Source organism: Rhizobium sp. AN6A (genome assembly GCF_900215635.1).
GTDB classification, from domain to species: Bacteria; Pseudomonadota; Alphaproteobacteria; order Rhizobiales; family Rhizobiaceae; genus Agrobacterium; species Agrobacterium tumefaciens.
This window is the reverse complement of the sequence record NZ_OCNC01000002.1, coordinates 363,981-377,423: the sequence shown is the minus strand read 5'-3', so window position 1 is coordinate 377,423 and position 13,443 is coordinate 363,981. Positions and strand designations below refer to the sequence as shown.

Annotated in this window: 8 protein-coding genes; 5 read left to right on the top strand and 3 right to left on the bottom strand. The window is 57.9% G+C overall.

All coding sequences use genetic code 11. The annotated features are described in order from the left end of the window. Positions 1-54: 54 nt before the first annotated feature. Genes CRO62_RS03060 through CRO62_RS03050 form a run of 3 tightly spaced genes read right to left on the bottom strand, consistent with a single transcriptional unit; the run spans position 55 to position 866 of the window. Positions 55-312, bottom strand: a complete 258-nt coding sequence (locus CRO62_RS03060) for a hypothetical protein (protein WP_097099145.1) — start codon at positions 310-312, stop codon at positions 55-57. Between the two features lie 17 nt (positions 313-329). Further along, positions 330-590, bottom strand: coding sequence for a hypothetical protein (locus CRO62_RS03055; RefSeq protein ID WP_179784445.1), 261 nt, complete (start codon positions 588-590; stop codon positions 330-332). 51 nt (positions 591-641) lie between these two features. Beyond that, positions 642-866 carry a DUF2188 domain-containing protein gene (locus tag CRO62_RS03050; RefSeq protein ID WP_020918827.1) on the bottom strand — a complete coding sequence of 75 codons (225 nt, stop codon included), beginning with the start codon at positions 864-866 and terminating at the stop codon, positions 642-644. A gap of 116 nt (positions 867-982) precedes the next feature. Here CRO62_RS03050 and CRO62_RS03045 point away from each other — a divergent pair, with 116 nt between their 5' ends. The 5 genes from CRO62_RS03045 (at position 983) to CRO62_RS03025 (ending at position 13,418) form a co-directional block, all read left to right on the top strand. Next, on the top strand, positions 983-2,107 hold the full coding sequence (locus CRO62_RS03045) for an AAA family ATPase (protein WP_097099143.1): 1,125 nt from the start codon (positions 983-985) through the stop codon (positions 2,105-2,107). Between the two features lies 1 nt (position 2,108). Further along, a complete protein-coding gene (locus CRO62_RS03040) occupies positions 2,109-4,367 on the top strand; it encodes a S8 family peptidase (protein WP_097099142.1) in 2,259 nt (752 codons plus the stop codon). Between the two features lie 380 nt (positions 4,368-4,747). Further along, entirely contained in the window at positions 4,748-6,322 is a 1,575-nt protein-coding gene (locus CRO62_RS03035; RefSeq protein ID WP_179784444.1) for a class I SAM-dependent DNA methyltransferase, read from the top strand. Continuing rightward, a complete protein-coding gene (locus CRO62_RS03030) occupies positions 6,322-9,087 on the top strand; it encodes a hypothetical protein (RefSeq protein ID WP_097099141.1) in 2,766 nt (921 codons plus the stop codon). Before CRO62_RS03035 ends, CRO62_RS03030 begins: the two co-directional genes overlap by 1 nt. Next, a complete protein-coding gene (locus tag CRO62_RS03025; protein ID WP_097099140.1) occupies positions 9,084-13,418 on the top strand; it encodes a DEAD/DEAH box helicase family protein in 4,335 nt (1,444 codons plus the stop codon). Before CRO62_RS03030 ends, CRO62_RS03025 begins: the two co-directional genes overlap by 4 nt. The last annotated feature ends 25 nt before the right edge of the window (positions 13,419-13,443 follow it).

The window sequence follows — 13,443 nt, the reverse complement described above, 5'->3', positions numbered from 1 at the left end:
GTCGCCCATGCCTTCATGGCTCATATTTTCTTCTGCGCACCTCGGCGATGAGCGCTAACACGAAGACCGGATGGGAAACAGGTCCTCACCGTAATGGTGAAGCCTCGTGTGATGGCGACGGCATAGCCACCGGACTTTCAAAGGCTGATCATATTGGTCGTGATGGGCATCGACGGCTTCGTTGCCGCAGACCTCACACGTGTCCTTTCTCAGCTCGCCCGCCTTCACTGCACGCTGCACGACGAGGTGAGCCTCATACTTTGCGGGATTGGCTCGTCGCCAATTAGCCTGACGGGTATCGGTTTTGAGCATCTACGCAGTCTTCCCGGTCAGTTCAAGGTGTAGCGCTTCCAGGGTATGGTCTGCATAGGCACCCGCGACAGAAAATTAACGAGATCACGTCGGCCACGATATGTCGGTACGCCCCGGCTGTTTTGCGCCATGAGAACAATCGGCACGCCCGGGAATGCCGGCTGGAAGCTATACGCAACCTCATCGGCTTGATAGCCGCTGTTCAGGACGTGCGGCTTAACTATGACGATGGCGAATGTGACGCCTTGCTCGCGGACTAATGCGCCTTCAAACTGCATTTCTTCTCTCCTTTGATGAAGAGGCCGCCTCACTCCAGACGGCCTCAGGTTTTAGCCACGCGGCGGGAACGGATCGCGACCGTAGGAATCCTTGTCTCGGATTTGTCCGTTGGGACGGTGGATAACCACTTCGCTCTGCTGGTTGATCGCAATCTTGCGAGCAGCAGCAGCCGCGTCGGCCTGTGTTCCATGCGTGGAGGTCACTCGCTGATTTCCAGCGCCCCGCACGGCCCATTCGCCGTTATGGGGAACCACATGCTGATTTTTCTTTGTCATTGCATCAGATTCCTTTTTCTTGAGTGCCATACCAATTTACATTAATTAAAATTTAATTGTCAATACGGCTATTGTGGTTTACGAATTGGGATAGAAATTTTACGCATGGAGTGATCATGACCATTGAGATGAAAAATGTGCTGGAGTTGGCCGATGCGGCACTTTCCGCTGACTACACGCGCGTACGCAGAGCTGCGAATGCGCTCGCGCGAGATCTCGACAAGAATGGTGAGACTTCCATTGCCAAGGAACTGAAGGCCCTGGTGCGCAAGAGAGGGGTGCCCTTGAAGGCGTCTGGCTACGTGGAATCGCTACCCGTGGACTCGAAATCCCGCTTGCCGCTTGTCGAGGAGCAGACCTGGCCCGATACGCCCATTTTTCTCAACGAAGGCGGGTGGCATGTGTTCAGCGATTTCATCGCGGATGCCCGGCGCATTGATGACTTGAGCGCCAAAGGGTTGGCGTCACGTCTTGGGCTTCTGCTCTCGGGCCCGCCAGGAACGGGCAAGTCTCTCCTTGCCGGCCATATCGCTGCGCAATTGTCTCGTCCGCTATATGTTGTCCGGCTCGACTCGGTCATCTCCTCTTTGCTCGGGGACACCGCCAAAAATATCCGCTCGGTGTTTGATTTCGTGCCGGCGCGAAATGCCGTTCTTTTTCTCGATGAGATGGATGCAGTCGCAAAGCTGCGTGACGATCGGCACGAGTTGGGCGAGCTCAAACGCGTCGTCAATACCGTCATTCAAGCGTTGGACGGGCTGGACCCGAGCTCGATAGTGGTTGCTGCAACCAATCATGCGCATCTTCTTGATCCTGCAATATGGAGGCGGTTTCCTTATAAAATTGAACTCGGTCTTCCGGATGAAAGCGTTCGCGCTGACCTTTGGCGCCATTTTCTTTTTGAGGACAAAGATGAGGAGAGTCGCGCCGAGCTATTCGCCGTCGTGTCCGAAGGGTTGTCGGGGGCCGATATCGAAACGATGAGTCTGTCGGCGCGGCGTCATGCCGTTCATGAGTCGCGTGACATTGATTTTGGAGCCATCGTTGCGGCTCTGCTTGAGCCGCGTTCAGGCCGTACTGTCCCTGTACAGCGGCAGCCATTGGATGCGGAGCAGAAACGCCAGGTTGCAATTGCCCTCAAGGAGAAGCACGCCATTGGGGGCGCGGATACCGCCCGCATTCTCGGAGTGTCACGTCAAGCCATTTATGCTTACCTGAAGCAACAGGAAGGGGAGGTGTAGTATGGCGGAGCCTAGAGACCAACCCCTTCTCTATCCCGTTCTGAGCCTTCAGATGGATCCGGCGCTGCGGAGTCCGACGGGGCGTGGCAAAGGCATCGACAGCATCGTCAAGGAGCGGCTCGGCCGGCAGCAGGACGTGCTCGCGAGCGAAACACGCGACATTTATGAACACCGGACAGAGTTGCCCACATACTCGGGATTAACGCACCTAGTCGTTCGGATGTTCAGTGAGGATTCCCTTGCTCCAACGCACACCCCCGATGACCTGTTCTCGCAGCGTCATGGATGCAGGCTCGTTGCTCCTCTTCCTGGCGGCTATTTGATCGAGGCTGAAGTCAAAGAATTGCCTCGCCTCCTTCACGCAATCGAACATCCAATCGGCTATGCGGTGCAAGCCGACATATCCCGTGTTTCGTCTCTCGAACAATTTGATGCCAAAAGTCGTTTGCGCGGTCGATCGGTCAATGAACTCTGGAATTCCGCACCGGAAGATGATGACGGACGTTTGTTCGTTGTTTGGCTTGCGCCGTTTCGCGATCGAGATGCCAAGGCCGAAGTCCTCGAGCGGATCCAGGGTTTTGCCAATGAGAGGCTGGTCATGCCGACATTTACCAGCGTGCGGCTCACGCTCGGGACATCTGAGGAAGCGGAAGAACCGCGTTCTCTCACGACACCACGACAATCCAGCATTGCACGGGCAATGCGAGATTATCGAAACACCGGCGTCGGACGCGCTACAGTTCGAATTCCGAACAAAGAAGGGTTGAGACAGCTCATTGCGTCAGGCGCTTCGTATCGCATTGATCCTGTGCGGCCGATCAGAGTGGCAGCACCTGGCGAAGGAGCGGAGCCTCCTGCACCAATAATCAATGAGAATGCTCCAATCGTTGCCGTCGTCGATGGCGGTCTGCATGCACGAACCTACACTGCGGCTGAAGCTTTCAGGGCGACACCTTTCGTCACGAACGCCCAAGCCGACAAGCCGCACGGAAATAGCGTTAGCTCCCTCGTTATCCATGGGCACGCCTGGAACAAAAATCGCTCGCTGCCTGAACTAAACTGCCGTATCGGAACTGTTCAGGCCGTCCCCCATCGGAACGCCAATCGGCGCTTCGATGAGCGGGAGTTGGTGGACTATCTGGCGGAGGTTGCGCGTCTTTATCCAGAAGCGCGCGTCTGGAACATCTCTGCCAATCAGGACGGCGCCGGTTTGGATCCCTCCGAGGTAAGCGTCCTCGGCCATGAAATCAGTCTTCTGGCGAGATCTGCGGGATTTCTTCCAGTGATCTCCGTTGGAAATGTCAGCCCGGACAACAATTCCCGGCCCAATCCGCCAGCTGATTGCGAAGCGGCGATTGTGGTAGGTGGCCGTCAGGCGCTCCCGGATGGAACGCCAGGCGACCGTTGCCCTGCCTGTCTCCCCGGTCCCGGCCCCGATGGGATGATGAAACCGGACCTATCATGGTTTTCGAATCTTAGGATGTTGGGTGGGGTCGTCGATACGGGAAGCAGCTACGCAACGCCATTGGTATCGTCTTTGGCAGCCCACACTTTCGATAGCTTACGGGAACCAACGCCGGATCTGGTTAAGGCTCTACTCATCAATTCGGCCGAGCGAAGTGAGCACGATCCCAACCTCGGTTGGGGAACTCCGTATCAAGGGCACCTTCCTTGGACCTGCGCGCCCGGCAGTGTCACGCTTGCGTGGCGGGCACAGCTAGAGCCGGGAACCGCATATTACTGGAACGATATTCCTATTCCTCCCGAGCTGGTGCGTGACGGAAAATTGTTCGGACGCGCCAGCTTGACCGCTGTTTTGCGGCCTCTCGTGTCGCCGTTTGGCGGCGCAAACTACTTCGCTTCCCGCTTGGAGACATCTCTGGCGTATCAGTCGGGAGCGGATAAGTGGCCGTCGCTACTTGGCTCAATGAAAGAGTCGACGCTTCCGGAAAACAACGCCCGCGATGAGCTTCGCAAATGGCAGCCTATCAGACGGCACTGCAGAGACTTTTCCAAGGGGAGCGGGCTTGGCTTTTCCGGTCCACACCTGCGGCTTTATGCCCGCGTGTTCATGCGTGATCTCTACCAATTTGGGTGGACGCATCACAGCCAGGCGGGGGCGCAAGAAGTTGCGTTCGTGCTTACGCTTTCAAGCGCGGACGGAGAAAAGTCGATCTATGACTCAACTGCTCGTGCGCTCGGAAACTTCGTCGAGAGCGCCGTCTTGAATCAAGACATCGAGGTCTCGAATGAGCTTTAAAGTCTCTAAATTGGTAAGACTTTCTCACCACGTCCTCCAGTTTGGGCGTCTCATTGCCTTCATCAGTTTGCGATTGCCGTCTCCGACGGTTTTGAATTTCAAGGGCACACACTTTCCAGGAAGATAATGTCAAGCGCATGCATACAACGACACCGACAGCCAGTAGCTGGCTCCAGAAGCGAACGCAGCAACCCGCAAACATCGATTTGACTTTGACATCTTCAGAGAAATGCAAATACTACTTTGGGGTGCGGGGTTCGTGCGACTAGTGCAGCTCCGAGGAGACGTCACGGTTGCTTGGGACGGCGCCAGCGATAATGCTGGAATGCGGGAAGTGCGAGGCTGGGGATTTGACGGCGAGGGGACAATGTGCGTGGCCGATGCTCACGGTCGCGAAAGCAGCTGCGCGCGCACTTCTAAAAAATCTACCAGATCATTGTGACATCGACTCCGTTTGCATTGATTTGAAGCCTTTCGAGCACAAGGAAGTCGCGATCTTCAGGAATAGGCTCGCTGCATTGTCGCCTCATGACCGCAACTATTGGCGCGGCACGCTCTATACGCTGATGATGTCGCCTGCGGACCGTCGGGCACAGGCCGCCTATTTCACGCCGCCATATCTGGCCAACGCTGTCATCGACATGGCTCTGGATCATGGATTCGATATCAAGAAGCACAACGTCCTTGACCCTGCCGCGGGAGGAGCTGCGTTTCTCTCCCTGATTGCGGATAGGATGTATCGTGCAGGCTTGCCGAGGGAAGACATCGCCGCTCGCTTGAACGGTATAGAGATCGATGAGCGACTTGCTCGGATGTCCGAATTCCTGATCGCAGAACAGCTTGAGGGCTTCCGGAGCCGCCAGATTGTCACGGTCGGAGACAGTATTCATGCACAGACTGATGGATCCTACGACCTTGTAATCGCCAACCCTCCCTATGGCCGCATGAGACCGAACGAACTTCCCGAAGGCAGGTGGGGGAAGGTCGCGTACGGCAACCATATCAACAAGTACGCGATCTTTACCGAGTTGTGCCTCCGCGTTGCCAAACCAGGCGGTCTCGTCGCCCTGGTCATCCCTTCAAGTTTCCGAGGCGGCCCCCTCTACGACCGCATGAGGTCCTTCGTTGCAAGCCAAGGACAGATTCTTGCGCTCGGCACTGTCACGAACAGGGCGGACGTCTTCGCCGACGTGGCGCAGGATGTAAGCGTCTTGCTGGTCAGAAGGGGCGCTCCTCATCGAACCAAGGAGCGAGTGAAGTTTCCAGCCATCACCGGGGCGGGCGTGTCACATCCCGTTCCGGCTGGCCTGCTTCCGAAGGACATGTCGTCGCCATGGCTGGCGGGTACAGATGCAAGGAAAGACCGCGGTGGTGCGACCCTGTCGGACTATGGGGTCTCGGCAAAAGCGGGATACTTCGTCTGGAACAGAGAATGGGACAGAATATGTGATTCCCAGGATGAGCAGGCGTATCCTTTGTTCTGGGCGAAGAACGTTAGGGCAAAAAGCCATTGCCGTCCCATGAACCGCAGCGGCGACGGAATTGACTTTGTCCGCGTCCCACTCGGAAGCACTGCGATCGTCGACGGACCTGCCGCCATTGTGCAACGCGTTACGAACAGCAGTCAGCCGCGCCGCATCGTTGCCGCGATGGTTGACCGGGATTCGATTGCTCCTTGGAAGGGGTTCGTCTCGGAAAACCATACGATCGTCCTCTCCGGATCAGACGCCGCGGATCTCGACCTTCTCGTCTCCCTTCTCAACACCAAGGCGGTGGACGAGCGCTACAGGGCAGTTTCCGGGACCGCAACGGTCTCCGTGACGCTGCTTCGGGAACTGGATCTTCCATCCCCACATGCATTCCGAGCAGCGCTGCAGAGAACAAACGACATAGAGGAAGCCGCTGTCATCGCCTACAGCGCCGGCAACGTTGAAATGCTCTCGGAGGCATCGTGATGGGAGGCAATCGCCATAGCTTCCGGGAAGCTCCAGGCACTTCCCTGTCCGATCGCCTTCGCCAGCAGCAAGAGAATGCGAAACGACGAAGCGAATTGCTTGCGGTCCGTTCAACACAGACCAAGCCAAAAGGGTTCGAGGCCGAAGATCTAGCCAATGAGAATTCCCGAATTGCTACCATCGCGGATGCGCGACTTTCCGCGCTGAGTAGTGTTCCGCTTCGACCCATTGGTGAAGATCCTCAGCCACTCTCAGAGGTCTACAATGAGATCCTCCGAGCCGCGATTGAGGCGGCGGAAAGAGGGGAGCCAACTGTCCTGATGACATGGCCAGCGCGCGACATCTGTCTGTCCGCGGTCACATCGCTCCTGGCCCTCGCGGACGTAGCTGTCGCCCCAGAAACGATGATCGACGGGTACGGCGGCAAGGTGAAATCGTTCGAACGTCCCAAGGGCTTCAAGGCGCTGATCTACCCCTACGCCAGAACAACCCATGAGCTGGCTCGAGACATCCAGGTCGATCGGAAGTATGTCCATCGAACCCATCTCGATCATCTGGCCAGACACACCGTAGCAAATGACGACGCCCGGTCACTCAAGGACTATCACCAGATACTAAGTCGCGTCTCGACCCTATCCGGGAAGGGCAGGGACGGGACCGTAAGACCAGAGTTCGAGCATCCAACCCTCGACGAGATTTTGCCTCACGGCGGTTGCGACGGCATCGTCCATCCCAACGGCTCGCTTCTTTGGAGAACCGCATCGAGAACCGATCTCAAGGCGCACAACACCGTCAGCAAGTACGCAAATGACGGGAATCAAGCCGAGTACTTCCTCTACGGCCTCAAAAGGGGAGACGAACTCTCCATCCGAAAGATCCGTGGTGGGCTGAATCTCATCCTTTTCGATCTTACTCGGACAGGCAGAGGCAGGCTCGGTGAGGAATGGGTCGAACGGGCCACCCGCATCTACAAGACGATGCGGAAAGCGTTTCCCGGAACGGGGTTCGTCGCCATCACCGAGGATCCTTGGACCTTCGACAAGGCCCGGTTCGACATCTTCAGCGAGATGAATGACTTACGCGGTCGCAAGGCTCCGCCTGCAAAATCCAAGACGATAACCGCATTATCATCGTTGGTTTTCAAACCCAGCGACGAATCGGTGACCTGGTCAGGCGTCGAGACTGTACATGCCAAAGGCTTCAATGGGCCAGGGCGGAATGTGATGGATGACCTACGGGCGGTGCGCCATCGGGTGAGGCGGGGCGGGGATCCCACAGGGCTTGCCGCCATCAACGAAATCATCGCGACGCTGCGTCGGACCTCGTGCCTTCCCGGATCATTCCCCGCTTTCAACCAATATCTGTTCAACGAGCATGGTCAGGCTGTCGCTGCCGACGTGATTGAGAACTACCGGATATCGCAGCAAGTGCAGATCCTTCGCCAGCCTTCCCAGCGAGCATTCGTCGTCGGCGGATCCGAACTCGCCGTATCGCTGCAGGAGGCTTCTACGGTAATGTCGGCCTTCAATCGCACTACACCAATGTCGACGATGCTGGAGACTGCCATCCGCAGGATACTAAACTCCTCGTCCAAGACACTCTTCATGTTCCGCAAGCAAACTCTTGCCGAGTTTGCGGTGGACTACCTGGGCCGGACCATCCCGGATTTGCAGGCCAAGCTGGACAACGAGATGATTGTCTTCTCCGGTCCGGGAGGTCTTTCGGATATCGCTGGTCTTGCTCCATCCGAACGGAACAAGTTCAAGAGAATCTTCGTCGTTTCCCCTCCACGCGATGGTGTGCTCAGTTTCTTCGCACGGCCGTGGCTGCCCAGAGAGGTCATCATTCTCGCCGACGGAGACACGCTGAAATATTCGTCCCGCGATGCCTGGCGATTGGCGGAGCAGATCCGGGAACCAGAAATAGCGTACCGGCTGAGGTTGTTCGCCGAAGTGGCCGATAAGGATGTCACTGGTCTTGGCATGGCCCCGATCAAGCTCGCAGAAACACCTGATCTGCCGGAGGAAGTTCATTTTCCCTCCGAGTCGGTCATCAACCTTGTGGGGGCGTATAACAAGTCCGACGGCGAACTGATCGAACTCACAATGGAGGGCGGTCAGACGATTATCGCCCGCCCGGGATCGGCTCTTGTGCGCCTGGACACCTCTAGGTCGATCCAGACCTTCAGAAAGATTGAAGCGAAGGATGCCCACGAGCGGGACAACATCTGCGTCATCAGTTCCAGCTTCGTTGATCGTGCTCGTCTTCTTCTCAGCATTCAGGCCAACGCGTCCGAAGCGATCCGCGACTACCACGAGGATGTGTCTGAGCGCTTCGCAAAGCTCCGCGGACTCCACGAGAGCGACAAGATCCGCACGCTGATCGAGAAGATGGGTGATGCCAACCTTCAGATCGCAACTGTTCGCCGATGGGTTCATCTCGAGAAGCAGTTGCAGGCTCGCCTTGAGGACGTGGTCACCCAGGCACCCAGACAACCTGAGACCTTCGCCAAGTTTACGGCCGCCTTGGGAATACCCAATAATCTCGCCAACCGTTTCTGGCACTGGGGTGTCCGCGCCCAGCGCAGCTTCAGGATGAAGGCCGGAATGGAGTTCCACGACGCCTACCTAAACATCTTGACTGATCCAGACGCCTCTCTCGCTTTCGCCGGGGATGCCAAGCGTGCCGATGAAATCGCTCGGCTGATACGTCTCGCGGAAGAGTTCGTCTCGCCAGTCAGATCGACCAGGAGATTCAAGCCATGATGAAGGCCAAGACGCCCGGCGAACTTGCTGGCATTGATGTGGAACTCAAGGAAGCCGTCTGCGACGCACTGGTGAACATGATCACCCGTAGGGCAAGCGGGACGGACGAGGCAGGCAGGACGGTCTATGGCAAGACGCCCCGCAGGAGTGTCTTCTCCGGCCAGCTCCTGCCCCGGATGTCGAGAGACAACGAGGACGAAACGTCCGACATCAAGATCGCCGCTATCGGTATGGATTTCAATATTGACGCGGAGAGTTCGTCGAAACTCACTGTGGCCCCACAATTTTCCGTTTATGTGCGGGTCCTGCCGACTTGGGAGGAGATTTCCACCGAGCGGTTCGGCATCGCGATCGATTTCAAGCTTCGCAAGGACAAGAAGCAGGAAATCGACCACGAGATCCGTGAACGACGCCAAGAACTCTATGCCCAGGAGAAGCTGGACCGCTCGGATTGGAGCGAGCTGTCACAGGAAGAACGAGAAGCACTTCACGCGCGCAGACGCGAAATCCGCGACAACCTTCGCAACAGCATCTACGGCAAGCACGGCATCGTCCTGGACAAGGCGAGTCTCGAAAAGTTCGGAAGCGAGGAGGCGAACCAAGCTGAAGAAACGGAGGAAGCAGTTCCTGCCGACGGGACCGAGGATCCAGACGCAGCTCCATCCCCGTTCATGGGACGCCTTGTAACAGGCGGGGCACAGATACCCGCGGCGCTGCTTTCGCCCGCGTCCATCCCGCCGAAGTGGAAGCGGCTCGACCTGAAGCTTCCATCGTTCACTTGGTCGGCAGCGCTTTCCGGAGGCACCCTGAAGGAACAGTTCGAACAGATTTCGAACAGCATGGCTTCAGAGGTGGTGGCTCAGCTCGCAGACTGGCTCCGAGGAGAGGGCGAGAAGATCGCCTGGCGAGATCGAATGGTGTCCCCCGCAGATGCGGCCAGCGAGACCAGTTGGAACAACTTCATTGCGGAGCTGACAAAGGCGCCAGCCGATCCGAAAATACTCCCAGATCTTAGAGCAGTGGCACTCCGTGCCGAGCGACAGCGGGACTTCTTCGATCCCTCGCGCGCATCGATTCGTGTCACACTCGACAACGGCTGCACCGAGCTTTCCAAGGTCGAGGCCAGGTACAAGTGCAATGCAATCTTTGGGACGAGCGTCTCGCTGAATATGGTCAGACACGATCACAGGCCAGTTCAGCTCGACCGCGTGGAGCCATCATATAGGTTCCGCGATTTCATGACCTATCCGGCAATAGGCTTGAACTGCGGCGTCGACAGCCAGGAGATCGAGGAGGGACGGCTTGAGCTCTCTACGACGTGGTCGCCGCGCTTCAATCAGCCTCGTATAGTTCCGCGTCGGATTGACAGGGTCGAATACCGGTTCCGACCGCTGGCCGACGGTTATGACGTCTCGAACCTGCTCGTTCTCGCCGACAAGTATCGCAAGTGGATCGATCAAGAGGAACGAGATCTCGCACCGGAAATTGCGCGGGGGCTCTCGCCCGAGGACGCGGACCGAGAACGGGAACGCTTCGCAACCGATCTCGCTGGGCAGCGATTGGAGGCACGCCATATCGAACAAGGCGTACGACTGCTGATTTCCTCCCGCGAGGCTGCGCTCGCCGCAAGGCAAGCGACGGGCCTGGAGGCGGACAGGCTTCGGCGGAAGGCGGCGCCGTGGCAAGCGTGGCTGATGATGAACGAGTCCTTTGCGCGACGTGATCGCAGGGACCCCGAAAGAGGCTGGCGCCTATTTCAGCTCGCCTTCATCCTGGCCCACATTCCGACCTTCGCATCCCGGATGGAGGAATATGCCGACGCCTTCGATGTCGAACGCGATGAATTGGCAGCGAGCCTTCTTTACTTTCCTACGGGCGGCGGCAAGTCCGAAGCGTTCTACGGCGCGCTGGTCTTCGCCATCTTCCTCGACAGACTTCGGGGCAAGGACCGCGGCATAACCGCGATGATCCGCTATCCGCTCCGACTTCTTACTCTCCAGCAGGCGCAACGCCTCCTGCGCCTCATCGTGTGGAGCGAAGTGGTACGCAAGGAGAAGAACGTCGGAAACTGGCCTATCGAAATCGGCTTCTGGGTCGGGTCGTCGAACACGCCAAACCGCTTCAGCCAAATGAAGGCAGCCTTGCCTGATCTAGGCGACTATCCGGACGACCAGGAAATCGGCTACGGCCGGAGCAGGGAGGCCAAGCGGTATCAGGAAGTCCAGGCGTCGTACAATAAGGTCCCGACCTGCCCATGCTGCGATCAGCCGACCGGGCTGCGGAAGTTCAAGGCGCCCGGCGGAAAGGCCGAGTTCGCCTCAATCATGTGCTTCAATGCGAAATGCGAGTGGAACAAGGCCCATCAAGGCACGAGTCCGCTTCCATTTCTTCTCACCGACGACACCATATACCAGCGCGCTCCCGCGATCGTACTCGGCACCGTCGACAAGCTCGCAATGCTCGGCCAGAGTACGTCGACCATTACGGAAATCCTTGGAATGTTCGGACTTGCCCGGTGGATCGGTCCGGACGGACATCTGTCGAATCCCGCCGATAGGGAGACGCTGCAGAACGGTCCAGCGGCCGTTGGTCTCCGTGGCGTCGCTCCCGCCTACGAGCACGGTAGCAAGGTATTCGTCGACCCGTTCCCGTCGCTCATAATCCAGGACGAAGCACACCTTCTCGAAGAAAGCCTGGGCACGTTCAGCGGTCTATTCGACAGCCTGCTCGACAACACGTTCACGACGATCGACCAAATGGCTGGGGAGAAATTGGCTGTAAGCCGATACAGGGACGCGTCCAACACGCTCGTTCCGCGTCTTCCGAAGATCGTGGCGGCAACTGCCACCATCAGCGATCCCGATCGACAGCTCAGGACACTCTACCAGCGAAAGCCATTGCGGTATCCGTACCCTGGTCCTGACATCTATCGCTCATTCTTCGCGGAACCGGATCGCGCCCCGCCAGTAAATGCCGAACGCGTGGCGCTATCGAGGGAACTGCCGAGCCACCTCGCTCCGGAGGCGACGGCGCCGTGGATGCGCCTGTACGTCTCCCTGATGACGAACGACGCCACCCATACCGTGACCACCGTCGGAGTTCTCAGCTCGTTCCACACCGTCATCTCCCATCTCTGGAGAGATCTGCTAGATCCCGCCAGAACTCAGGCCGCCATCAGCGAGCTGGCCGCATCGGTATCGCCCGGAAATCTGGGTGCCTGGAGACGTGCCGCCATCGACCGCGCTACCACCGAGGGGCGCGAAGACCAAATCATGGCCCTCGTGGATCTCCATCGCATCGCGCTTGCCTACGTGACCAACAAGAAGGGCGGCGACCAGATCATCGACGCTCTGCACTCGGCCGTGGCACAGGAGCACGAGGTTGCGGGAATTCCTCAGACCAAGTTCCGCAGCAGCCTGATCTCTGGCGGCATCGACATGCAGGAAATTCAGAGCGTCATGAAGGACGCCGAGACGTCATTCGCTCAGACAGGATATCCCGAGATCGGTGAGACGCTCCGAAACATCGTCGCCACCTCGGCTATCAGCCATGGCGTCGATGTGGATAGGTTCAACAGCATGTTCTTTGCGGGGCTGCCTTCTGACATCGCAGAGTACATTCAGGCCTCGAGTCGCGTTGGCCGAACTCACGTGGGGTTCGTCATGCTGCTTCCCACCCCGCAAAGCCGCCGCGATCGGTATGTGATCGAGACACACGACATCTTCCATCGCTTCCTGGAACGAATGATCGCTCCGCCTGCCGTGGAGCGGTGGTCGGATGCTGCGATCGACCGAGTCCGTGCCTCGTACTTCCAAACGTGGGCGATGCTTGGGGACGCCAGTCACTTCCTCAAATTGCCGGATAATCGGAAGTCGGAATTCGTCACACGGGACTCGACCACGATACTGAGCCGACTGGCCGCAAAAGATACGCTTGGATTTGCCAACGACATCGGCTCCTTCATGCTCGCCTCAATGGGGTTCGCCGGAAAAGGTCCTGATGCGCTCGGCCAACCCGTTGCCGGGGAATATTACCGAAGCCGCACCGATGCCGCTTCTCAGAACCTCAGCAGATCGATGAAGGATCTGAATTATGAGGCCAGGTTGCGGCGCTACTGGGAAGAGCAGGATTCGGCGCTCAAGAAGCCGATGACCTCGCTTCGAGACGTGGACGAAGCGGGCCTGATCGTCGCCGCGGACTTCGACCGCAGCGCCTCAGGAAACACACGCATCATGGACGCCGCCGACATCGCTGCCGTCATGAGGGCAATCCGAAGGCAGCGCGGGGATGCCGCGGAAACAGACGGCGAGATCGAAAGACTAGAGGGTTGATATGAGCGGTGGAGCTAAGACGCTA